24 protein-coding genes are annotated in these 22,313 nt (G+C 36.3%); 17 read left to right on the top strand and 7 right to left on the bottom strand.

Annotated elements, in window-relative coordinates; genetic code table 11:
• Positions 1-126 precede the first annotated feature (126 nt).
• Positions 127-342 carry a hypothetical protein gene (locus tag H964_RS06315; RefSeq protein ID WP_039765789.1) on the bottom strand — a complete coding sequence of 72 codons (216 nt, stop codon included), beginning with the start codon at positions 340-342 and terminating at the stop codon, positions 127-129.
• 20 nt (positions 343-362) lie between these two features.
• Entirely contained in the window at positions 363-935 is a 573-nt protein-coding gene (locus H964_RS06310) for a Ger(x)C family spore germination C-terminal domain-containing protein (RefSeq protein ID WP_237738226.1), read from the bottom strand.
• A 109-nt stretch (positions 936-1,044) separates the two neighbouring features.
• Between H964_RS06310 and H964_RS06305 the strand changes: the two genes are divergently transcribed.
• Positions 1,045-2,262 carry an RNA-guided endonuclease InsQ/TnpB family protein gene (locus tag H964_RS06305; protein ID WP_039765787.1) on the top strand — a complete coding sequence of 406 codons (1,218 nt, stop codon included), beginning with the start codon at positions 1,045-1,047 and terminating at the stop codon, positions 2,260-2,262.
• Here H964_RS06305 and H964_RS06300 read toward each other — a convergent pair.
• Together H964_RS06300 and H964_RS06295 are read right to left on the bottom strand one after the other, a co-directional pair.
• The gene (locus H964_RS06300) at positions 2,259-2,933 is read right to left on the bottom strand and encodes a GerAB/ArcD/ProY family transporter (protein ID WP_039765822.1); all 675 of its coding nucleotides are present in this window, start codon (positions 2,931-2,933) and stop codon (positions 2,259-2,261) included. The two genes, H964_RS06305 and H964_RS06300, sit on opposite strands and share 4 nt — an antisense overlap.
• Before the next feature lie 51 nt (positions 2,934-2,984).
• Positions 2,985-4,466: a spore germination protein gene (locus H964_RS06295; RefSeq protein WP_039765785.1), complete on the bottom strand. Its 1,482-nt coding sequence runs from the start codon at positions 4,464-4,466 to the stop codon at positions 2,985-2,987.
• A gap of 232 nt (positions 4,467-4,698) precedes the next feature.
• Here H964_RS06295 and rpmH point away from each other — a divergent pair, with 232 nt between their 5' ends.
• The 9 genes from rpmH (at position 4,699) to H964_RS06250 (ending at position 12,401) form a co-directional block, all read left to right on the top strand.
• Positions 4,699-4,833, top strand: coding sequence for a 50S ribosomal protein L34 (rpmH, locus tag H964_RS06290; RefSeq protein ID WP_011918258.1), 135 nt, complete (start codon positions 4,699-4,701; stop codon positions 4,831-4,833).
• A gap of 33 nt (positions 4,834-4,866) precedes the next feature.
• Entirely contained in the window at positions 4,867-5,298 is a 432-nt protein-coding gene (rnpA, locus tag H964_RS06285) for a ribonuclease P protein component (protein WP_011918257.1), read from the top strand.
• A gap of 3 nt (positions 5,299-5,301) precedes the next feature.
• Positions 5,302-5,529 carry a membrane protein insertion efficiency factor YidD gene (gene yidD, locus H964_RS06280; protein WP_039765782.1) on the top strand — a complete coding sequence of 76 codons (228 nt, stop codon included), beginning with the start codon at positions 5,302-5,304 and terminating at the stop codon, positions 5,527-5,529.
• 36 nt (positions 5,530-5,565) lie between these two features.
• Positions 5,566-6,615 (top strand): YidC/Oxa1 family membrane protein insertase, encoded by a 1,050-nt coding sequence (locus H964_RS06275; RefSeq protein ID WP_011918255.1) that lies wholly within the window; start codon positions 5,566-5,568, stop codon positions 6,613-6,615.
• Positions 6,616-6,645: 30 nt separating this feature from the next.
• Positions 6,646-7,272 carry an RNA-binding cell elongation regulator Jag/EloR gene (gene jag, locus H964_RS06270; protein WP_011918254.1) on the top strand — a complete coding sequence of 209 codons (627 nt, stop codon included), beginning with the start codon at positions 6,646-6,648 and terminating at the stop codon, positions 7,270-7,272.
• A gap of 79 nt (positions 7,273-7,351) precedes the next feature.
• Complete coding sequence (gene mnmE / locus H964_RS06265; RefSeq protein ID WP_039765780.1) at positions 7,352-8,719, top strand: tRNA uridine-5-carboxymethylaminomethyl(34) synthesis GTPase MnmE; 1,368 nt, start codon at positions 7,352-7,354, stop codon at positions 8,717-8,719.
• A gap of 66 nt (positions 8,720-8,785) precedes the next feature.
• The gene (gene mnmG / locus H964_RS06260) at positions 8,786-10,666 is read left to right on the top strand and encodes a tRNA uridine-5-carboxymethylaminomethyl(34) synthesis enzyme MnmG (protein ID WP_039765778.1); all 1,881 of its coding nucleotides are present in this window, start codon (positions 8,786-8,788) and stop codon (positions 10,664-10,666) included.
• Between the two features lie 46 nt (positions 10,667-10,712).
• On the top strand, positions 10,713-11,429 hold the full coding sequence (gene rsmG, locus H964_RS06255; protein WP_039765817.1) for a 16S rRNA (guanine(527)-N(7))-methyltransferase RsmG: 717 nt from the start codon (positions 10,713-10,715) through the stop codon (positions 11,427-11,429).
• 129 nt (positions 11,430-11,558) lie between these two features.
• Positions 11,559-12,401: a ParB/RepB/Spo0J family partition protein gene (locus H964_RS06250; RefSeq protein ID WP_051109311.1), complete on the top strand. Its 843-nt coding sequence runs from the start codon at positions 11,559-11,561 to the stop codon at positions 12,399-12,401.
• A 70-nt stretch (positions 12,402-12,471) separates the two neighbouring features.
• Here H964_RS06250 and H964_RS06245 read toward each other — a convergent pair whose 3' ends face one another.
• Together H964_RS06245 and H964_RS06240 are read right to left on the bottom strand one after the other, a co-directional pair.
• Positions 12,472-14,115 (bottom strand): alkaline phosphatase, encoded by a 1,644-nt coding sequence (locus tag H964_RS06245; RefSeq protein WP_039765774.1) that lies wholly within the window; start codon positions 14,113-14,115, stop codon positions 12,472-12,474.
• A gap of 37 nt (positions 14,116-14,152) precedes the next feature.
• Positions 14,153-15,298, bottom strand: coding sequence for a phosphate ABC transporter substrate-binding protein (locus tag H964_RS06240; RefSeq protein WP_039765770.1), 1,146 nt, complete (start codon positions 15,296-15,298; stop codon positions 14,153-14,155).
• Between the two features lie 215 nt (positions 15,299-15,513).
• Here H964_RS06240 and H964_RS06235 point away from each other — a divergent pair, with 215 nt between their 5' ends.
• From H964_RS06235 to H964_RS06205, 7 genes are all read left to right on the top strand, one after another.
• Positions 15,514-16,287 carry a ParA family protein gene (locus tag H964_RS06235; protein ID WP_039765768.1) on the top strand — a complete coding sequence of 258 codons (774 nt, stop codon included), beginning with the start codon at positions 15,514-15,516 and terminating at the stop codon, positions 16,285-16,287.
• 15 nt (positions 16,288-16,302) lie between these two features.
• A complete protein-coding gene (locus H964_RS06230) occupies positions 16,303-17,154 on the top strand; it encodes a ParB/RepB/Spo0J family partition protein (protein ID WP_039765765.1) in 852 nt (283 codons plus the stop codon).
• A gap of 46 nt (positions 17,155-17,200) precedes the next feature.
• The gene (locus tag H964_RS06225; protein ID WP_039765763.1) at positions 17,201-17,713 is read left to right on the top strand and encodes a DUF4446 family protein; all 513 of its coding nucleotides are present in this window, start codon (positions 17,201-17,203) and stop codon (positions 17,711-17,713) included.
• A 68-nt stretch (positions 17,714-17,781) separates the two neighbouring features.
• On the top strand, positions 17,782-18,879 hold the full coding sequence (locus tag H964_RS06220) for a SpoIIE family protein phosphatase (RefSeq protein WP_039765760.1): 1,098 nt from the start codon (positions 17,782-17,784) through the stop codon (positions 18,877-18,879).
• 24 nt (positions 18,880-18,903) lie between these two features.
• Positions 18,904-19,941, top strand: coding sequence for a hypothetical protein (locus H964_RS06215; RefSeq protein ID WP_039765759.1), 1,038 nt, complete (start codon positions 18,904-18,906; stop codon positions 19,939-19,941).
• A 10-nt stretch (positions 19,942-19,951) separates the two neighbouring features.
• Entirely contained in the window at positions 19,952-20,587 is a 636-nt protein-coding gene (locus H964_RS06210) for a CvpA family protein (RefSeq protein ID WP_039765756.1), read from the top strand.
• Between the two features lie 42 nt (positions 20,588-20,629).
• Positions 20,630-21,466, top strand: coding sequence for a fumarate hydratase (locus H964_RS06205; RefSeq protein ID WP_039765753.1), 837 nt, complete (start codon positions 20,630-20,632; stop codon positions 21,464-21,466).
• A 313-nt stretch (positions 21,467-21,779) separates the two neighbouring features.
• Here the strand turns inward: H964_RS06205 and H964_RS06200 are convergent.
• The coding region (locus H964_RS06200) for a CAP domain-containing protein (protein ID WP_039765751.1) at positions 21,780-22,313 on the bottom strand (534 nt) is incomplete at its 5' end.

Raw genomic sequence — 22,313 nt, 5'->3', positions numbered from 1 at the left:
CCTGTCCAGTTCGAATTTGTGGACAAGTTTTAATTTAAAAGTTTACATAATTTGACTTTGTGAATTTTGATTTCAATTTTCAATAATAATGATGGGATAATGGGTTTACATATTGTTTTTTTACACTCAAAAGATTGAGTAAAGCTTTTCAATAAGAAATTCAATCAGTTTGTGAGGGTTTGGAACAATTTTCTGGATGGTTATAAAAAGGCTCAAAAAAAGCCCTGTTAAAATTAAAGAAAAGGTAAAAAACATCTCCTTCTGTAAATACCTTGATTTTAAAATTTTATATTGAATCAGAGCGGCCAAGGTATATCCTAAGACTATAAAAAAGATGTTCATCTTAAAAGAATCACCCTACTTCAGTTTTTTAGCATTCCAAACCGTCTTATAAAAGGTTTGACAGTAATGCTCACGGCTATTCTTTGTTTGTCAAATTTTAATGGTTTTTTGTACTTGATGTAGTATATATCCTGAAAATGTGGTATATCAGCTCTGAGTTCAAACGATTTTTTTAGAGCTTGGTTTATGTCTTTTGAGATGCTCTTTGAAAACTCTTTTTTGACTTCTTCTATGTTTTTTTGTGTAAACTGAAGACCCTTTTCCTTTTCCCCAAGATTTACCTCTGAGATTATCTCTATTTTAAAAAGAACCTTATTTTTGGCATTTTTTGTAAGGATTTTATTGCTGCTGTGGATAAGCTCAAGCGAAATTGACCAGTTTTTATTCTCAATTGGATATATCCCGCTTTTTATCTTGTTCAAGACCCACAAAACTCCTCTTGTTTCATTGTGATTTAGATAACCAATAAGCTTAAAGTTGTCAAACACGGCTGTTTTTGAGACAAAAAACATGTAGTTTTCAGACGATAGGGCAATAGGTCTTTTAATTTCGACAAAAGGAGCAAATCCTACTTTTGATTTTGTGTTTGTCATTTTTACAAACTCGTAAATCTTTATCAAAAATAAAGCAAGAAGACTCCATCTTCTACAAGATGGAGATGAATTGCTAAAAATATGATATAATATTCCTCAGGTGATTAAAATGTACAGAACTCAGAAAAATCATATAAGATGTGATAAACAAACATATAGAGTGCTTCGTCGACTTTGCCACTTTTCAAAAAACCTGTACAACTATGCCTTATACCATATAAGACAACACTACTTTAAAACTCAGCAATGTCTGCGATATGAAAGTGTATATCATCTTGTAAAAGAAAATGAAAACTACAGACTTTTGCCATCGCAGGTTGCCCAGCAAACACTTATTTCAGTGGATGAGGCTTTTAAATCTTTTCTAAGTCTTTTGAAAGCCAAAAAAGAAAGGAAGATAGAAGAAAAAGTTTCAATACCCAAATACCTGCCGAAGGATGGGATGTATCAGATAGTTTTTTCCAAGGACCAGTTCAAAATAGAAGACAAAAAAATACGATTAAGTCTTGGCAGAAAGTTTGCAAAGGAGTTTGGTGTAAGGTATTTGTATTTTGGGTTGCCACAAACTGTTTTAGGTAAAAAGCTTAAAGAGGTCAGGATAGTACCAAGATTTAATGGTAGATGGTTTGAGATTGAGTATGTGTATGAAGAGAGGCAGCAATTTAAAGTTTATGATTTGAGCAGATATTTAGGGATAGACTTAGGGCTTGACAATTTTGCAGCGGTGGTTGATACCATCGGGACTGCCTTTTTGATAGAAGGCAGGTTTTTAAAATCAGTCAACCGATGGTACAACAAACAAAGGGCAAGACTTCAGTCGATTTACAGCAAGCAGGGGATAAAATGTGGCAGAAAACTTGCTTTAGTTTCTCGCAAAAGACAGCATATAATTGAGAATTTTTTGAATCAGGCTGTGAATTTGATAATTAAGCACTGTTTGAACAATCAAATATCTGCAGTAGTTGTTGGCAGAATGAAAGGTATAAAACAGGGGATAGAGCTTGGGGCTATAAACAATCAAAATTTTGTGGGGATACCGTATGATAAGTTCAAGAGGAAGCTAAAATCAAAGTGTATGTATTATGGCATAAGATATATGGAGGTGGATGAAAGCTTTACATCACAAAGATGTAGCAGGTGTGGGATAGTAGATAAGAGCAATAGGAAACACAGGGGACTGTATGTATGCAAGGGCTGTAGAAATGTAGTGAATGCAGATATAAATGGTGCGATAAATATACTTTTGAAGGTAGCTGGTGAGTCTGCAGTAAAGCAGATAGCCAGTAGTGGGTGTGTGAACCACCCTGTGAGAATAAGGGTGGCTTAAGATGCTGCCAAACTTCTCACTAAAGCCTCCACCTCTTCAGGTGGATGGTAGTTCACTATATAAGGATTTATCATACCAATTGTGATTATCTCAGAACTTAGAGAACAAAGGTATATTACACCAATTATAGGCTGGCTTATATCTTTTTCAAAGACAGGCTTTAGAGCCGAAAGGTCCACAAACTTGATTGAAATTACCATGATTATAGCAAGACTGAAGATTGTTATAAATGTTGTGATTTGAGAAAATCTTGCCAAGGTCTCAAGTCCTTTGTACACAGCATATGAAGAGACAATCAACATTGCGATTATTAAAAACAAAATAGATGTCTCTGGCATTACTGCAGTTGCCATAAACTCTACGAACTGGCCTATCTGGATTGCTGTTATGTGAAAGAAAAACCAAAGGTAAAAGATTGCAATTATACTTCCAAGCTTTTCAAAAACAATGTTTAAAATATTTGTAAATGTATGGTTGGGAAACATATTGCAAAGATATATAAGTGGCAGTGAGCTTAGGATTGAAAATGGATACATGAACACAACAGACAACCACACATCCTGATTTTTTGGTGGTGCATTGAATATTGGCAAGAATGTAAGTACCATTACTATTCTGTTCACAAAAAAAAGGCATAAAAATTGGTTGTATGTGATTCTTGAGTTTGACATTTTTCAAAACCACCTATGTGAAAGTTTTTACAGTTTTAGCTCAAAATGATTTTAAAATTTTTTGGTAAAAACAATAGGTCTTTTCTTGAGTATATTCCATGGGAAGCGAACAAAGACATCTTTTAAATCATGCAAGATTGTAGGTGCAATTGGTGCAAGGAAGTTTACTCCAAAAGACTTAAGATGGCAAAGATGAATTAACATTAAAATCCACACAAGCATTATCCCATAAAGACCGCAAATGCTCGCCATAATAACACATGCAAACCTTATGATTGTACACGCATCTGAGATAGCAGGAATCATGAATGTGGAGATTGCAGTAAATGCAACTGTTACAACCATTGGTGCACCGATAAGTCCTGCTGACACTGCTGCATCACCAATTACAAGGGCGCCCACAATTGATATTGCTTGACCAACAGGTCGAGGAAGCCTAACACCAGCTTCTTTCAAGATTTCGTATATAAGAAGCATGGTCAGTGTTTCAACTGAAGATGGGAAAGGTATTCCTGCCTGGGCACTTGCAATGCTTATCAAAAGCGATGTTGGCAAAAGCTCTTGATGGAATGTTGTTATAGCAATGTAAATTGCCGGCAGTGTTGTTGACACAAAAAACGAAAAGTATCTCAAAAGCCTGACTATACTGTAATAATATGGTCTTGAGTAATAATCTTCGCTTGTTTGAAAAGCCTCAACAAAAAGGTATGGCACGGTTAGAGCAAAAGGTGTGCCATCAACAAGGATAGCAACCCTTCCTTCCATTAACTTTCCAACAACAACGTCAGGTTTTTCAGAGTTTCCAACTGTAGAAAAGATGGAGTATTTACCATCTTCTATAAATGCTTCAATGTACCCTGACTCTAAGATATAATCCATGTCAATCTTTTCGAGCCTTCTTTTTACCTCATCTACAAGCTCTTTTTTGGCAATTGACTCAATATAGCATATTGCGATGTCTGTCTTTGAAATTCTACCTATCTTCATTGATTCTATTTTGAGCTTTGGGTCGCGAATCTTTCTTCTGATTAGAGCTGTGTTAGTTCGTAAATTTTCTGTAAATCCCTCACGAGGTCCTCTTACAACAACCTCTGTATTTGGCTCTTCAATTCCACGTGATTCCCATCCGCGCACAGATACTAAAAGCGCTCTGTCAATACCATCAACAAAAAGGGCAACATCCCCGCACAGGATACTATGAATAGTCTTTGCATAATCAAATTCTTCTGTTATACAGTGACTGTACAGGATACAATCTTTAATAAATTTGTACAAATCTTGAGGTGTGTATTGCTGGTTTTGATATAGATAAGTATCTTTCATAAGTGGCTTTAAAATATGTTCATTTATAACAAGCTTGTCAACAAGTCCATCAACCATTACTAAAAATGCTCTTATGTCTTTTTTGGGTCCAATTTTGAACTCTCTTATAATAAGGTCACTAAAATTTCCAAATTCACTTTTTACGTTCTCTAAATTCTGATCATAGCTTGTTGAGATAGACTTTGTCTGCGACAAGTTGTTTTTCTTCATTCTTTGCTCTTAAAGTCTTTTTTTTTCTATTTGATATTCTCTCCAGATTTAAAGGCGTGTATTCAAGAAGTTTTGAATAATATCGAAAGTTCCTCTAAAACCCCCTTTGACTTTTTAATATCATTTGCAGTATAATAAATCTTGTTTTATTATAAGTAAGTATAAAAGTGGCAACCACGCAGTTAAAATCATAGAAAATTTTTGAAAATTTTATTGTAGGAGGTGGAATAATATGAAAAGAACATACCAGCCACATAACAAGAGAAGAAAGAGAACACACGGTTTTTTGGTTAGAATGAGAACAAGAGGCGGAAGAAAGGTTCTCAAAAGAAGAAGATTAAAAGGTAGAAAGAGACTTGCTGTGTAAAAAAGACCACTCTCAACTTCAAAGGTGGTCTTTTTGCTTAAAAACACAATGTTATGTGATACAAGACAAGTGCATAAGAAGGGCAATGTAAAGGAAAACAAAGAGATGAAAAAGATAGTAAGTATCAAAAAAAGTGAAGAGTTTGAGGCATGTATCAGAAAAGGAAGGTTTGCAGCAGAGAAAAATGTAGTTGTGTACTCTTTGAAGAACGGGCTGGAGTACAGTAGACTTGGCGTTTCAATGTCATCAAAGCTTGGCAAAGCTACCGCAAGAAATCGGTTTAAAAGAATTGTAAAAGCATGGTATTTGGAAAATTTTGAGAGAATAAAAAAAGGGTTTGACATTGTTGTTTTGGCAAGAAAGACAAAGGAAGAAAAGATAAAGGCAAGAGAGATATGTTTAAAAGACTACAGGGATGAGCTTGAGAGAGCCTTCAAAAGGCTTAGACTTTTCAAAGAGGAATGAAAGATGAAGGTAAGAAAATATATTTTACTGATTATAAAATTTTTGATAAGATTTTATCAGAAGGTTATATCTCCTATGAAGGTTGTGCCAAGTTGCAGGTTTTACCCTACATGCTCAGAATACACCTTGCAGGCTATAGAAAAGTATGGATTTTATGGACTGTGGCTTGGGTTTAAAAGAATTATAAAATGTCACCCATTTCATCCAGGAGGATATGATCCGCTAAAATAAAATATCACAATTAGCAAAATCAAGGAGGAAAAGGTTTTGAATCCTACATGGCTTGATTTCTTAGCGATTCCACTTGGGAGACTTTTGAAGTTAATATATGACTTTTTACATGGAGCAAATATTCCAGGAAGCTATGGAATAGCCATTATCCTTCTTACATTGATTGTAAGAGGGCTGCTTCTTCCGCTGTATATAAAGCAAATTGCCTCAACATCTAAAATGGCAGAGGTTGCACCAAGAATCCAGGAAATCCAGCAAAAGTACAAAGGCGACCAGAGAAAGATGCAAGAAGAGATGCTAAAGCTCTATCAAGAGACAGGGTACAATCCTGCAAGTGGATGCTGGCCGCTTTTAGTTCAGATTCCCATTTTGTTTGCGCTCTACTATGTATTCCAAAATCCGCTTGTTTACGTTTTGGGAAAAACCCATCAGTACGTAAGAGACCTTGTTCAAGGGAAAGCTGGGTATGCAATAACTCAGACAATAATCAACGAAGCACAAAAGCTTGGACTTGACATGCACTTTTTTGGTATTAACCTTGCTCAAAAAGAGCTTATTGTTTTGCCAATCTTAAGTGCTGCTACAATGTTTTTATCAATATGGTTTTCCACAAACAGCCAGAAAAGATTCAATCCACAGTATGCTCAATCTCAGTCAAACGCAATGGCAGAAGGTATGAACAGGACAATGATGATTTTCAGCCCTCTTATGTCATACTTTATTGCACTGCAGGTACCAGCCGGACTTGTTGTGTACTGGACGGTAACAAACCTGTTTTCAATCCTGCAGCAGTTCATTGCGAATGAAGTTGTTTACAAGAAACTAAAGCACAAGAAAGAGGAAGAGGAGAAGAAAAAGCAGCTTGAAAATCAAGCTAAAATGCAGCAGGGAAAAGATGGTGTGAACAAAGAACAGGAAAAGCTGGGGAAAGAGAGCTCTGATGAAGACTTGGAAAAACAAGGGCAGGCAGAACAGGAAAAAGAAGAGGAGCAGAAAAGAGAAGAGCAGATGAGGAAAAAAGAGCTTGAAAAGCTAAAACAGCAAATGACAAGGTCGCAAGGGAGCAGTAAAAAGAAAAAGAAATAATGTAAAATTTCTTTTTGGAGGAGACAGTTTATGAAATGTGTAGAAAAAATAGCAAAAACGGTAGATGAGGCTGTTGAGCTTGCTTTAAAAGAACTTGGTGTTTCGCGTGAAAAGGTTGAGGTTCAGGTAATTGACGAGGGGTCAAAAGGACTTTTGGGGATAATTGGAGCAAGGCCAGCAAAGGTAAAGGTCATACTCAAACAAACGCCTGAGGAGAAGATTCAAGAGTTTTTGTCAGAAGTGTGTAGCAAGATGAATGTTAAGATTGAGAGGATGGACATATTAAAAGATGGGGAGTTCATAAAAGTAAATCTATTTGGGAAGAATACCTATCAATTAATTGGTAAAGACGGTGAGGTTTTAGATGCGCTTCAGTTTTTGACGGGTATTATTGTGAACAGGGGGGCACCTGAGGAGGAATCTGTGAGAATAATCCTTGACTGTCAGAACTTCAGAAAGAAAAAAGAAGAACGACTCAGACGTCTTGCACTTTCTCTTGCAGACAAAGTTGCAAGAAGCAAAAAGAGTATTAAGCTAAGACCAATGACACCGTATGAAAGAAGAATTATACACACAACACTGCAAAACCACCGGTTTGTGACAACTTACTCAGAAGGAGAAGAACCATATAGAAAAGTGGTTATAACTTTAAAATAAAAAAGTGCTTGAAGCAGGGTAAGTTTTTACCCTGCTTTGTTTGTATCTTGAAAACTTTCAAAAAAGGGGTATTGTAAATATGGAATTTGATACAATTGCAGCAATTTCAACCCCAATTGGCACTGGCGGGATTGGGATAATTAGAATCTCTGGGCAGAATTCAATTGAAGTTGCAGGGAAAATAATAAAGAGTAAAAGATTCAATAGCATTTATGATATACCTGTCAGATATGCAGCTTTGGTTGAGGTGTATGACAATGACGAGTTTATTGACCAGGCCATTTTGATAAAATTCAAAGCGCCTCATTCGTACACAGGTGAAGATGTTGTTGAGATTCAGTCTCACGGTGGCATGGTTGTTTTGAGAAGAATTTTAGAAGCGGTTATAAAAAATGGGGCACGCCATGCAATGCCCGGCGAGTTTACAAAAAGGGCGTTTTTAAACGGCAGGCTTGATCTGTCGCAGGCAGAGGCTATAATTGATATAATAAATTCAAAAACAGAGCTTTTGCAAAAAAACGCTGCAAAACAGTTAAAAGGGGTTCTTAGCAAAAAGATAGATGAGATAGCAGAGATTTTGCTAAATTTAATATCTTCAATTGAAGCGTCAATTGACTTTTCTGAACACGAGGTTGATGAGATATCTCCACACGAGATTGAAAAAAGCATTGATACTGCTTTAGAAAAGATAGATAGGCTTTTGAAGACATATGAAACAGGAAGAGCAATAAAAAGTGGAATTTACACAGTAATTGTCGGAAGGCCAAACGTTGGAAAGTCTTCTCTTTTAAACAGACTATTGAAAGAAGAAAGGTCAATTGTCACAGACATCCCTGGCACAACAAGAGATGTAATTGAAGAGGTTTTAGACATCGAGGGAATACCAATTATCCTTGTTGACACAGCAGGTGTGAGGCAGACAGAGGATGTCGTAGAAAAAATTGGTGTTGAGAGAACTCTCAAGAGCGTTGAGAGAGCTGACCTTGTGATTTTCATGGTTGAGTCAGATGGGATTACTAAGGAGGATATTGAGATTTTCAGTAGCATAAAGAATAAAAAATATATAGTCTTAGTAAACAAAACTGATAAGGGTATAAATATATCACAGGATGAGCTAAAAAAGCTTTTTGGCAAAGAAGGAATATTCATTTCCATTGCAAAGGATGAGAATTTAGAGCTTGTTGAAAAGACAATAAAAGAGGCTATTTTGGAACAAAATATTGAAGGGTTTGATGAAGTGCTGATAACAAATTTAAGACACAAAGAACTTCTTTTAAAAGCAAAAGAGTTTTTGGCTTCTGCAAAGCAAAACCTCTACAGTGTTCCGCTTGACATTCTATCAATTGACCTCAAAAACGCACTTAATAGCATATATCAGATAACAGGCAAAAACGTCACAGAAGACATGGTTGATAGGATATTTTCAATGTTCTGTATTGGGAAATGAATATTAGATCTACTTCTGGGCAAGACTGTAAGTTTTAAAGTTTTTAAAGGGGGCAGAAGCTGAAAGATGGAATTTATTGCAGGAGAGTATGACGTTGCGGTTGTTGGTGCAGGTCATGCAGGGTGTGAGGCAGCTTTAGCTTGCGCAAGACTTGGTTTGAAAACAATTGTGTTTGCTATAAACTTAGATTCAATCGGGAATATGCCGTGCAACCCAAGCATAGGCGGCACTGGCAAAGGTCACTTGGTGCGTGAGATAGATGCGCTTGGCGGTGAGATGGGAAAAGCTGCAGATGCAACAGCCATTCAGGTGAGGATTCTCAACAGGGCAAAAGGTCCTGCTGTGTACTCACTTCGAGCTCAGTGTGACAGAGCAAGATACAAACTGTATATGAAAAGGGTGCTCGAGAGCCAGCCAAACCTTGACATCAGACAGGGCGAGGTTTGTGATATTTTGGTTGAGGATGGCAAAGTCACTGGTGTAAAGGTCACAACTGGTGCAATTTTTAGGGCAAAAGCGGTTGTGCTTGCCACTGGCACATTTCTTGGTGGCAGGATTATAATAGGTGAGACTGTGTATGATGGTGGGCCTGATGGTATGCACCCAGCTAAGTACCTTACAGAAAGTCTCAAAAAGCTTGGGATTGAAATGATGAGGTTCAAAACAGGTACTCCTGCAAGGGTGCACAGAAGGTCTTTGGACTTTTCAAAGATGCAAATACAGCTCGGTGATGAGGTTATAACTCCATTTTCGTTTGAACACGAGACACTGGAAATAGAGCAAGTCCCTTGCTATTTGACATATACAACAGAGGAGACTCATAGAATAATAAGAGAAAATCTTCACCGCGCACCACTTTTTACAGGGCTTATTCAGGGTGTTGGGCCAAGGTACTGTCCTTCTATTGAGGACAAGGTTGTGAGGTTTGCAGACAAGCCAAGGCATCAGGTGTTCATCGAACCAATGGGACGAGATACTGAAGAGATGTACGTTCAAGGAATGTCTTCGTCATTGCCAGAAGATGTTCAGATTAAGATGTACAGAAGCGTGATTGGCCTTGAAAATGTGCAGATAATGCGCCCTGCATATGCAATTGAATATGACTGCATAAATCCGTTGCAGCTTGAGGCTACTTTGCAGTTTAAGAAAATCAAAGGACTTTTCTCAGCAGGCCAGATAAACGGAACCTCTGGGTATGAAGAGGCAGCAGCACAAGGAATCATCGCTGGGATTAACGCTGCGATGTATGTAAAAGGAAAAGAGATGCTGGTTTTAGACAGGTCTCAGGCATATATTGGTGTTTTGATAGATGATCTTGTAACAAAAGGCACAAATGAACCTTACAGAATCATGACATCAAGGGCTGAATATAGACTCATTTTGCGTCAGGACAATGCTGATTTGAGGCTTACAGAGATTGGGTATAGAATTGGGCTTATATCACAGGAAAGATATGAGAAATTTTTGAAAAAGAAAAAAATGATTGAAGATGAGATAGAGCGTTTAAAAAAGACCGTGATTGCACCAAGTGATAAGGTGAACAAATTTTTAATTGAACATGGTTCGTCGCCTATTTCAACAGGTGTAAAGCTATCAGAGCTTTTGAAAAGGCCCGAGCTTTCATATGAAGCTTTGCGCGAGATTGACCCTCAGCGGCCGGACTTGCCACGTTCTGTGAAGGAAGAGGTTGAAATTGAGATAAAGTATGAGGGATATATCAAAAAACAGCTACAGCAAATTGAACAGTTCAAAAAGCTTGAGAACAAAAAGATTCCTGAGTGGGTTGACTATAATCAGATTTCTGGTCTTTCAACTGAGGCTAAACAAAAACTTTCTCAAATAAGACCTGCTTCGATTGGCCAGGCATCAAGAATATCTGGTGTGTCGCCTGCTGATATTTCGGTGCTTTTAATCTGGCTTGAACAAGCAAAAAAAGGTTCTAAATAGAATGCTCGTTGTCAGTTTTAAATTTTTAAAAGGGGCAAAGGCAAAAATGGAGCTTTTAGATAGAGTTTTAGAGTTTTATAGTGTAAAAAATAGTCCTGTTGTAAAAGAACTTCTTTTGAGATTTATGAAATTAGTTCTTGAGAAAAATAAACACTTTAATCTCACAGCAATTGAAAATGAAGATGAGTTTGTGATAAAACACATTGCAGACTCACTTTCTTTGATAAAATTTCTTCAAAACGGTGATGGCAAATTAGTGCGCGCAATTGACATTGGTTCTGGCTTTGGAGTTCCTGGTATTCCTGTGAAAATTGCAAAACCAAGCATGAGCTTGGTTTTGAATGATTCTAACAAGAAAAAGTGCAATTTTATGAGTGAAGCAAAAGACCATTTGGGTTTATCTGGCATTGAAGTTGTCTGCCAAAGAGCAGAAGAACTTGGGAAAGAGGTTGAGTTTAGAGAGAGTTTTGACTTTGCGTTTGCAAGAGCTGTGGACAAACTAAATGTGCTTTGCGAGTACGCGCTTCCTCTTTTGAAGATTGGTGGAGCTTTTTTGGCCCAGAAAGGTTTTGAATGTGAGGATGAGCTTGAGAGCACCAAAAATGCAATTGCAATGCTTGGTGGTGAGATAGAGAAGATTGAAAAATTCACATTGCCAGAATCAGATGAGAAAAGAAGTATAATTGTCATAAGAAAATTGCGACAAACTCCGATTGAGTTTCCCAGAAAAACAAAGCAAATAATAAAAAAGCCCCTTAGTTGATAAAAAATTTGTCAAAATCTGATTGAAAATGTCTGAAAAATCTTGAAATAAAAAGAAGGAGATTTTAAATTGAAGTAGAAATATTATTAGCAGAAAATGTTGAATAAAAAAGGAAGGGGCTTTATAAAGTTGTTTTCACTTTTAATTAGGCAAACAAACAAGTTGGATATGGAAAAAGAGCTTTATACTATTGAGATGATACCTATAGATAAGGTTTTGCCAAATCCTTTTCAGCCGAGAACTAATTTTGATGAAAAGCTTATCGAAGGGCTTGCTGAGTCAATAAAAAATTATGGGCTTTTGCAGCCAATAATTGTGAGAAAACGTGGTGAGGTTTATTACCTAATTGCAGGTGAGAGAAGACTTAGAGCTTGCAAACATCTTGGTTTTGATAAGATTAAAGCAATTGTCATAAATGTCACAGACATTGAAAGTGCAATATTGGCACTTATAGAGAACATCCAGCGTCAGGACCTTGATTTTTTTGAAGAGGCGCAAGGTTACAAACAGCTTATAGAAGAGTTTGGCCTAACTCAGGTTGAGATAGCAAAACGAGTTGGCAAGACACAAAGTGCTATTGCGAACAAGATAAGGCTTTTGTCACTTCCTCCTGATGTTCGTTGGATAATTCGTGAAAATGAACTGTCTGAGCGACATGCACGAGCTCTTTTGAAGCTTGAATCAGAGGAAGATATGAAATACATAATTCCAAAGATAATTGAAAATGGACTTACAGTTGCTCAGACCGAAAGACTAATTTCAGAGTACCTTAACAATAAGAAAGTAACAAAAAATGGAAAAGCAATTAAGGTTTCAATGAATGATTGTAGGGTTATTTACAATACCATAAAAAAGGCCTTGAAAATTTTCCAAAAGACTGATATAAATTATGATATTAAAGAAAATAAAACTGAAGCATACTACGAAATAATCGTTAGAATAAATAAAAAATCCCCGCAGACCTCCTCGTAATATGAGGAGGTATTTTTTTAAAAAGAAAATGCCCCCACACATTTTTGTGAGGGCACAAATTATCTTTAATCTATTTCAATATTTCTTCTATCTCACTTGACACAAAGAATCTCTTTGCACTTGTAATATACGCACTTACATATTTGAGAGTATATTGTTTGTTTCCTTCAATTACTACATTCTTATTTTGTGGAACAATATATGTCTTGCCCTTGCTGTTTATCACAAGCTGAATATTATTTGGATTGCTTGTATCAATTGTCACATTGTAACCTTTTTCTTCTAAGTCTACATTTGAGATGTAACTATTTTCATTGAAGCTTCCAAGGTCTATTCCCAAAATATCAGCCATATAATCACAAACTTCTGTGTTGTCTATAACACCATGAGGAACGTATCCGTTTGGATGATACGCATAAAGTACAACGTCTTCACCTGTGTGCTCATTTGTAGTCCAGCCGATATATGAACGCTTGCTGATGATTGGACCAAGAACATAGTTAAGCCTTCCTGCTGGCGCCTTTTTGATTGCATCTATTTCATCTTGAGTGAGATTGTCAACTCCGTAATATTGTGAAACTATATTTTTGATATTCTCATCTGTTCTGTTGTTTCCAAGCAAATCTTCAATTCCGCTGCCTGTTCTTTTTGCTTTTTTGATATATTTTAAGAAATCATTGAGCAAAACAGAATCTACTTGAGCTGAGTAATTTCCTAAGGTCATTCCACCGTTGTTGTGGTCTGGTGCAATTATTACTGCTGTGTCATCTCTTGATTTTGCAAAATCTAAGGCTACTTTTACTGCCTTGTCAAATGCCAACACCTCTGAGACAACACCAACAGGGTCATTTGCATGTGATGCCCAGTCTATTTCGCTTCCTTCAACCATCAAGAAGAATCCATTTTTATTTTTTGATAAAATCTGCAGTGCTTTTTGTGTCATCTCTGCCAAGGAAGGTTCGCCTGTGCCATTTCTGTCAAATTCATAGTGCATTGCATCTTGAGCAAAAAGTCCCCAAACCTTTCTTGGCGATTCATTTTTCAAATCTTCCCACTTTGTTGTTACAACAAATCCATTATCTCTTAAATATTGAACTAAATCTTCTTTGTCTTTTCTTTGATTTTTGTCAATATACTTCCACCCACCACCAAGTACCACATCAACCTGATTGTAAACCATTTGTTCAGCTATACCTTCATAGTCATTCCTATTATCTGTGTGTGCAGCAAAAGCTGCAGGGGTTGCATGAGGAAATTGACAAGTTACAACAAGGCCTGTTGACTTTCCAAACTTTTTTGCTGCTTCTAAGATTGTCACAATTGGTTTGAAGAAGTCTTTTTCTTCAACCTGACCAACACCTGGCATTGAAGCAATCTCCGGGTAGATGGAAAGATATCTGTTTTGTGTTTTGTATCCTGTTGCATATGCTGTTGCAGCTGGTGCTGAGTCTGTTATTGGGTTGTTTGCTGAGTATGTTCTCACAAGCCCACATGCTATCTCATCCATTGAAAGTGGTTCTCCGCCTTGATACCATCTTGCCAAAGTGGTGTGAGCTATTGTCATGCCATCTGGTATCATGAGTATTACGTTCTTGACTTTGTTAGACTGTTCGCTACTGTTTTGGCTTGCAAAGACAAGGGTGCTAAAAACAAGACAGAGAATAAGAAGTACCGAGATTATAGAAGCCTTTTTAGATTTTAAAAATTTATTCATGCTAATAGTATGTCCCCCCTTCTATCTTGCTATTTTTTTATTTAACGGAGATATAATTCTTTGCGACAATTGTCTGACCTTCATCTGATAGTACAAAGTCTACAAATGCTTTTGTCACTCTACTTGGATTCTTTGATACTAAGAAGAGGAATGGCCTTTTAACTTTGTACTTTCCAAGCTTTACATTTTTCTCAGTTGGCTCAACTCCATCAACCTTTACACCTTTTACTGTACTGTCTAAAACGCCAAGAGAAATAAATCCAATTGCATTTTCATCCTGTGATACTGTTGTTTTGACAGCACCTGTTGATGGCTGGACAATTGCCGAGTCTGTTATCTTTGCTTTGCCCATAACTATCTCTTCAAATGCTCCTCTTGTACCTGAGCCTTCCTCACGTGTAACAACTACAATAGGAGCGTTTTTACCGCCAACCTCTTTCCAGTTTTTAATTTTGCCAGAGAAGATATCTCTTGTTTGCTCAACACTCAAGTTAGAAACTGGATTTGTCTTGTGAACAATTACTGCTATTCCATCTTCTGCAATCTTTATCTGCTGCCAACCTTTTGCGGAAAGCTGCCTTGTCTCATCCTCTGTGAGTTCTCTTGATGATGTTCCAATATCAACAATGCCTTGGATAGCGGATTTTATACCAACAGATGACCCTCCACCTTGAACCTCAATAGAAACCTTTGGATTTTGCTGCATGAAGTATTTAGCAAGCTCATCGGCAAGTGGCTGAACAGATGTTGAACCTGCAATGAGTATCCTTCCAGAAAGATTTGCTGATGTTGACTGTGGAATAAATGAAAATTTTAGCTCTGAATTTAAACCTCCTTTTGAGCCTTTAACAGCATTTGCAGGAACTGTAAGTTGGTACTGTGCTTTTGCGACAAGTGATTGTTTGATGGCAACAACAAGCTTGTTTGCAGTTATAGACGTTGAAATTGGAACCTTAGACTTTTTATTTTTTAGAAGTGCTATCTTTCCGAAATTCGGACCTTTTGAGATCTCTTGAGAAAATGTGATTACAATCTGTTTTTGTGATACAGTTGTTGGAAGTGACTTTGACTTAACAAAAAGTGACTGACCAAATGCAAAGATACCTGTTAGTAAAATTGACATCGCAAAACAAGTTAAAATCAAAGCTGAAAACAGTTTTTTTGAAATCTTAAAACTTTTCATCTTAAGAACCCCTCCTCGGTTTGGTTTTATCAATTTACAGTATAGTAGTAATTTGTTTAATTTAGATTAAACTTATGTTAAATTTTTGTTTAAATAAAGTTAAATCTATGTTTTGAAAATGTTAAAAAATTGTTAAATAATAAATACATAATGTTCCACGTGGAACATTCTTGTGATATAATCTAATTAAAAAGTGGTGAGGAAACGCAAAAAAGATGGCAAGAGTTGTGGCAGTTGTCAATCAAAAAGGTGGAGTTGGAAAGACAACAACCTGTGTGAATTTATCTGCTGCAATAAGTAAAAAGGGAAAAAAGGTTTTGGCTGTTGACTGTGACCCACAGGGCAATCTCACAAGTGGTTTTGGGATTGACAAAAAGTCTTTAGAAAGGACTATTTATGATGTTCTGATAGGCAGTGCTGATATAAAAGAGGTTATAATAAAGGATAAATTTGAGAATTTAGATATTCTTCCTTCAAATGTGAATTTAGCAGGAAGCGAGATAGAGCTTGTCTCTGTGATAGCAAGAGAATATAGGTTAAAAAGTGCTATTGAGAGTGTCAAAAGTGAATATGATTACATATTTATTGATTGTCCACCTTCCTTAGGACTTTTGACCTTAAATGCTCTTGCTGCATCTGATTCTGTCATAATACCTATTCAGTGCGAATACTATGCCTTAGAGGGGCTTTCTCAGCTTTCAAGTACAATAAACCTTGTGAGAAAACATCTGAACAAGCATCTTGAGATTGATGGTGTTGTTTTAACAATGTTTGATTCAAGAACAAATCTTTCACTTGAGGTTGTGGAAGAAGTAAAAAAATATTTTGGTGAGAAGGTCTTTTTGAGTATTATTCCAAGGAATGTAAGACTTTCTGAAGCACCTTCGTTTGGACTTCCAGGGATTTTTTATGACCCGGATTCAAAAGGAGCACGTGCATATATAGAACTTGCTGATGAGTACCTAAATAAAGTGAAGAAGAATACATAAAAGAGGTGTATTTTTATGAAAAAGCGGCTCGGGAAAGGCCTTGATGCCTTGTTTGATGACGGAGTGCAGAATTTTGATGAAAGTCTTAATGATATACAGTCTGCTAATGATGAGAGAATAGAAGAGATTGAGATTGATAAAATTTTACCTTCAAACGAACAGCCAAGAAAGATTTTTGATGATAATGAAATTGAAGAGCTTGCTCAGTCGATTAAAAATGTGGGACTCATTCAACCTCTTGTTGTGAGAAGAGAAGGAGATAAATATGTACTCATTGCTGGCGAGAGAAGACTTAGGGCTTGTAAAATTGCAGGGCTTCAAAAGGTCCCTTGTATTGTTCGCAACTATACAAATCCAACTGAGATTGCGCTCATTGAAAATATTCAACGGAAAGATTTAAACCCATATGAAGAAGCACTTGCTTATAAAAAGCTTATTGATGAGCATGGTTATACACAAGAGGAACTTGCAAAAAGGCTTGGGATTTCAAGGTCAAAAATTGCAAATACTTTGAGGATATTAAATATTGGTCAAAATATATTGCAGATGATAATTGAAGGCAAGATTTCTGAAGGTCATGCGAAAGTGCTTTTGTCTGTTGAAAATGATGTTGAAAGAGAGAACTTGGCAAAACTTGTAGTTGAAAAGGATTTAAGTGTGAGAGAACTTGAAGAGATTGTAAAGGCAAAAGACAAACAAAAGAAGGATGAGGTTGAGGATGAGGTCCTAAAAGAGTTAGAGGAAAATCTTATGAAGCTATTTGGGCTAAAGGTCAAGATTCATAAAAAAAAGAAAAAAGGAAAGATTGAGATAGAATTTAGCAGTGAAGAGGAACTTGAAAAGATCATCTCAATACTCATGCCATAAAAATGTTCCACGTGGAACATTGCAAAAGAAGGAGGAAGTATAGTTAATGAAAGATTTTCTTAGTAGTTACTCAAACCAGATTATAATTGCACTTCTTTCGATAAATATGATACTTTTTATAGCACTGCTTATTCAGTCAGTAAAGAATAAAAATCTAAAAAGACGTTTTTTAGCCCTTGTAAAAAATGATGATTTTAAAACAATTGAAGAGATTTTGAGAGAGACAAATGAAAAGATAGTGTATTTTGAAGAGGTTTTAAAGGCTTTGCATAAAAGTCACAGAGTGCTCAGTGAGAACTCAAAGCTAAATATAAAGAAGCTTGGAGTTGTGAGGTATGATGCATTTGAAAATGTTGGGAGCAAACTCAGTTTTGCAATTGCCCTCTTAGATGAGTACGACAATGGAGTTGTATTAAATAGCATATATTCAAGAGATGGATCAAGCATATATGCAAAGCCAATTGAAAATGGTCTATCGAAGTATCCGCTTTCAGCTGAAGAGATGCAGGCAATTGACTTAGCAAGGAAAAATTACCTTGCAAAAGAGATAAAAGAATAAAAACATCACAAAAGAAAGGGGGGTTTCCTGCCAATGATAGATTTATTTATCATTGGCGGGGTAAGAGGATGGACTTCCAAAGAATCAATTTTTCACAGAGCTTTTATGAAAGCATATTGAATGGAATGTTAGACCTGGTGAGGGTCATTGATATAGATGGGAATGTTATCTTTTGCAATTCAAAGATGAAAGAAGAGTTTGGCGACCAGACAGGCAAAAAATGCTACGACCTTTTTTGTAAAAATACGCGTTGTGAAGAGTGTATTGCAATAAAGTCAATTAAGGAAAATACAAGGGCTATGAAATATGCTACTCATAAGGACAGGGTATACTATGTCATAAGCTCTCCTATACACGATGAGAATGGAAATGTAATTGGCACAGTCGAGGTGTTCAGAGATATTACAGAGCAAAGAAGAATAGAAGAAAGACTTAGACGCCAGAACGAGATTCTAAAACGTGACTTAGAATTTGCAAAGAGGCTTCAGCAATCACTTTTGCCGGTTATCCCTAAAATAGAAGGATACAGGATCACATATACTTACAAGCCTTGTGAACGGCTTGGAGGAGACTTTTTAGATGTCATAAACATTGACGACAAGATTGTATTTTACGTTGCAGATGTGGCAGGGCATGGGCTTTTGGCATCAATGGTAACAGTCTTTGTAAAGCAGAGTATAATAAAAAATGCACATACGTACATAGAAGCAAGTGCTCAAGAGATTATGAAAGGTGTGCTTTTGGATTTTATTGAAATGAACTTTCCCAATGAGGTGTACATAACAATTGTCCTTGGAATATTGGAAAAGAAGTCGGGAAAAGTGAACATGATTAGTGCAGGGCATGTGACAGAACCTATCTTGGTCAGAGCTAACAAGAAAATAAAGATGTTTTCTATGAAAGGCCAGCCAATTGCTTCAATTGATTTAGAACAGGGGTTTGAGATAAAGGAGACAGTGCTTGAAAAGCATGATAAACTAATCTTCTATTCAGATGGGCTTATTGAGAGCAAAAACAAATACGGTGAGATGTATGGCAAAAAAAGGCTTATAAAGAGAATACTTAGTATCAAAAACATCAACACAGAACTTTTGATAAGAGACCTAAGAAACTTTGTCTCAGATTTAGACGACGACATAGCCATATTGATGGTGGAAAGACTTTAAAAAACAAAAAAGGCGTGAAAAGCTATGAGATTAATTCGTTTTTTGTACAAGCTCATATTATGCCTTGCCCTGCTTATTTCTATAATTTTAACTCTCAATGTGTTTGGGGTGGAATTTATAAATCCCTATATGTTTTCTCACTATGAGTACAAAAAGACATATCCAAACATAAGATACTATGAAGATATCGTACCAATTAAAGATGGAGTTGCCATAGTGTACAGGGGAAAGATTGGAAGACTTACAGGTGACAATCTAAGGTGGACAAACATTGCATATCAAAATCACAAAACATTTTCAGATGGCAACATTGCAGCTGCATATACTCAAGGTGGCAAGTACCTTCATATACTCTCTAACTTGTGGCAAAAGGATATATTGTATCCGGCAAATATTGAAAAGATAAGAATAAAAAATGGAAGGGTTTTGGTGCTTTTATCAAGCGAAAAGGAAGACTATTTAATAATGTATGATAAAAACCAAAATATTGTGTTCTCAGCAAAGTATAAGGAAAAGGTAATAGACTGTGATTTTAACAGCTCTTTTGCAATTGCAATTTTAAAACCAAGAGATTCAAATGAATTGGCACTATCTTTTGTGAACAACCGAGGAGTTTTTATGTCAAAGGTTCTGACACCAGATCTTCAGAATACAAAAAGATGTTATGCCATAGAAAATTACATACTTTTGTACAATGGAAAAAGTTTTGAAGTTTACGACTCAAAGCTTCAAAAGAGGATAAAGGCTTTCTCATTTACTACTTCACCTGAATATGTAATAGGAAATACAGATGTTCTCTTTGCCAAAAACAAGGTTTTAGTTTACAATAGGCTACTCAGAAGGTTTATTTTAAAACAGATAGAAGACTTTGATTCAATCTGTGCAACAAGCGACAAGATTGTCACATCAAAAGGAAACGAAGTGAGGATTTATTCTTTGAATTTGAATAAGCTCAAGACATTGAAAGTAAATTCTTTTGGCTTTGTAAAAGCTGTAATAAATGCAGACAAGCTATACTATATTTATAATGACAGGATAGAATATTACCAAGAAAGGTGGTAAAGTTTTAAAAATGCCAAATTTAGCAGACCTGGTTGTTTTGATAATTATACTCATTGGTGCATGGATGGGGTATAAAAAAGGACTTTTAAGAATGGCTTTTGATGTTGGGTCATACATAATCTCATGGTTTGTGGCAGTGTGGGGATATAAATATGTAGGCAGAGCAATTGAAAGTTCTTCTGTCTTAAAAGGAGCAATAGAAAACTTCGTAAAAGACAAGGTTGTAATAAGGGATACAATTTCACCGGTTGTGCCAGAGTTTTTCAGGGGTGCTGCTATGGAGGCACACCAGGCTCTCAACAAAAGTCTTCAGGATGCTGCCACAATGGTTTTGATTAATTTTATTGCAATGATAGCTACATTCATTGCAGCAAAGGTTGTTATAGTTGCAGTCAAAAACGCGCTTGGGTTTATGAGGAAAGTGCCTGTGATTGGTACAATTGATGGCTTTGGCGGTCTTTTGGCAGGGATCGGAGTAGCTCTCATAATAATCTACATAGCATTTAGCATTATATACTTCTTCCCCAATGCACAAATTTTCAAAACAGTCCAGCACTACATCAGAACTTCAATGTTTGCTGAGTTTTTATACGAAAACAATATTCTCATAATGATGATGAGACAATATTTAAAACTAAAAATTTAGATTTGAAACAAAAATAAAATTGCAAAGGAGAAGTAAAAAAGAATGAGAATAATTTCAGAAAGCGTGATCGAAAGCAAGGTGTATGAAGCAATAAACAAGGCTGTCTGCAAACTTCCAGAAGATATAAAAGAGGCTTTAAAAAAGGCGTATGAAGCAGAAGAGGACACTGCAAAGTATACATTGGAAAATCTTTTAAAAAACATCAGAATGGCAGAGCAGAAGATGCGCCCAGTTTGTCAAGATACTGGTGCTGCTGTGTTTTTTGTCGACATTGGTGAAGAGGTATTTGTTGAAGGCTCAATAAAAGACGCCATTAACAGAGCTGTAGCAAGGGGATATAAAGACTTTTACTTGAGAAAATCAATGGTAAAAAGCCCAATTGTAAGGGAAAACACAGGCGATAATACACCTGCAATAATCCATTTTGACTTTGTAAAAGGAGACAGAATCACAATCTACTTTATGCCAAAAGGGTTTGGAAGTGAAAACAAAAGCGCGCTTTGCATGTTATCACCAGCTGATGGCACAGAAGGAATTGAGAACTTTGTAATAGAAACAGTGAAAAAAGCAGGATCTGACCCATGCCCGCCGATTGTTGTTGGTGTTGGGATAGGTGGAACATTTGAAAAGGCTGCAATTCTTTCAAAAAGAGCACTTTTGAGAAATATTGGTCAGCGCCATCCAAACCCTTACATCGCAGAACTTGAGGTAAGACTTCTTGATAAAATAAATTCACTTGGAATAGGGCCAGAAGGGTTTGGCGGCAGGACAACTGCACTGGATGTATTTGTAGAAGAGTGTGCAACACACATAGCAGGTCTTCCTGTTGCGGTAAATATTTGCTGCCATGTTGCAAGACATGTTAAGATTGAAATTTGATTTTTCCACTTTTTTATTTTAAGCTATCAAGAGTGTACTGGTGAAGTTCATAAACAATATACTTTTGAGTAAACATCCGCATTTTTATTGCAAGCGGCTGGTCTTCCTTTTTGTAGATAATAACCGAACCAAGCTGGTCGGCAAACTTCCAGTTATACCTCTTTAAATAATCATTTAAAGGTGTGAGATCTTCTGGCGCTTGTACCTTTGTATAAGCTGGTTTTTTGCGAACAGTACAATTTCAAGTTTATAATGTTCCAATTTGTATATTTCTTTTAAAAGAGGAATAGGGTTTCCCTGGTCAATCACCTTTTTATCGGCCAAAAGTGCTGCCTTGTGAATATATCAAATTGGCAAAGTTCTGAGTGTAATACACATTGTCTGTATTCAAATCCACAGCACATCCTACTGCTGCATATTCAAAATTACCTTCAATGTTTTCCCTATGCCCTTTTGAATTCAAAAGAAGGTGGTTTGCAAAAAAGGGAAGAAGTTTTGTACCCATTGCTAAGTTTTCACCAATCTTTTTAAAAGCAATTGCCTGCTTTTGAAACCTATCTGTAAGGCTTTGGCCAAAGACATCTGTGTGACCAAAGAAATTATACTTTGCCATGTTTTGTGAATGAAGTCTTGCAACAATCGAGATTTTGTCAGAGTACCTAAAAAGTTGCTTTCCTTCTTGGCTTCTAATTGAGTTTAAGTGAAGATAGCAAAGCCTTTCAAATGCAGAAAGAAGATGATTTATATCCTTTTGCTTTTTGAAAACATCATCATTTATAAGAAAATCATCCCAAATACCTTTTTTGACCATAAAGATTCCGTTTACAACATTTGGAGAAACAAGTTT

It is taken from the genome of Caldicellulosiruptor sp. F32 (assembly GCF_000404025.1).
In the GTDB taxonomy this organism is placed as follows: Bacteria; Bacillota; Thermoanaerobacteria; order Caldicellulosiruptorales; family Caldicellulosiruptoraceae; genus Caldicellulosiruptor; species Caldicellulosiruptor saccharolyticus.
Note: the sequence above shows the minus strand (reverse complement) of the source record. Positions and strands in the feature narration are given on the sequence as shown.

Bases quoted from the DNA above. Each gene is read 5' to 3' on its own strand.
- rsmG (WP_039765817.1), top strand. From the start codon at position 10,713: ATGGAGCTTTTAGATAGAGTTTTAGAGTTTTATAGTGTAAAAAATAGT.
- H964_RS06225 (WP_039765763.1), top strand. From the start codon at position 17,201: ATGAAAGATTTTCTTAGTAGTTACTCAAACCAGATTATAATTGCACTT.
- yidD (WP_039765782.1), top strand. From the start codon at position 5,302: ATGAAGGTAAGAAAATATATTTTACTGATTATAAAATTTTTGATAAGA.
- H964_RS06245 (WP_039765774.1), bottom strand. From the start codon at position 14,115: ATGAATAAATTTTTAAAATCTAAAAAGGCTTCTATAATCTCGGTACTT.
- rpmH (WP_011918258.1), top strand. From the start codon at position 4,699: ATGAAAAGAACATACCAGCCACATAACAAGAGAAGAAAGAGAACACAC.
- mnmE (WP_039765780.1), top strand. From the start codon at position 7,352: ATGGAATTTGATACAATTGCAGCAATTTCAACCCCAATTGGCACTGGC.
- H964_RS06210 (WP_039765756.1), top strand. From the start codon at position 19,952: ATGCCAAATTTAGCAGACCTGGTTGTTTTGATAATTATACTCATTGGT.
- jag (WP_011918254.1), top strand. From the start codon at position 6,646: ATGAAATGTGTAGAAAAAATAGCAAAAACGGTAGATGAGGCTGTTGAG.
- H964_RS06215 (WP_039765759.1), top strand. From the start codon at position 18,904: ATGAGATTAATTCGTTTTTTGTACAAGCTCATATTATGCCTTGCCCTG.
- H964_RS06205 (WP_039765753.1), top strand. From the start codon at position 20,630: ATGAGAATAATTTCAGAAAGCGTGATCGAAAGCAAGGTGTATGAAGCA.
- H964_RS06220 (WP_039765760.1), top strand. From the start codon at position 17,782: ATGGACTTCCAAAGAATCAATTTTTCACAGAGCTTTTATGAAAGCATA.
- H964_RS06300 (WP_039765822.1), bottom strand. From the start codon at position 2,933: ATGTCAAACTCAAGAATCACATACAACCAATTTTTATGCCTTTTTTTT.
- H964_RS06305 (WP_039765787.1), top strand. From the start codon at position 1,045: ATGTACAGAACTCAGAAAAATCATATAAGATGTGATAAACAAACATAT.
- H964_RS06230 (WP_039765765.1), top strand. From the start codon at position 16,303: ATGAAAAAGCGGCTCGGGAAAGGCCTTGATGCCTTGTTTGATGACGGA.
- H964_RS06310 (WP_237738226.1), bottom strand. From the start codon at position 935: ATGACAAACACAAAATCAAAAGTAGGATTTGCTCCTTTTGTCGAAATT.
- H964_RS06315 (WP_039765789.1), bottom strand. From the start codon at position 342: ATGAACATCTTTTTTATAGTCTTAGGATATACCTTGGCCGCTCTGATT.
- mnmG (WP_039765778.1), top strand. From the start codon at position 8,786: ATGGAATTTATTGCAGGAGAGTATGACGTTGCGGTTGTTGGTGCAGGT.
- H964_RS06240 (WP_039765770.1), bottom strand. From the start codon at position 15,298: ATGAAAAGTTTTAAGATTTCAAAAAAACTGTTTTCAGCTTTGATTTTA.
- H964_RS06295 (WP_039765785.1), bottom strand. From the start codon at position 4,466: ATGAAGAAAAACAACTTGTCGCAGACAAAGTCTATCTCAACAAGCTAT.
- H964_RS06235 (WP_039765768.1), top strand. From the start codon at position 15,514: ATGGCAAGAGTTGTGGCAGTTGTCAATCAAAAAGGTGGAGTTGGAAAG.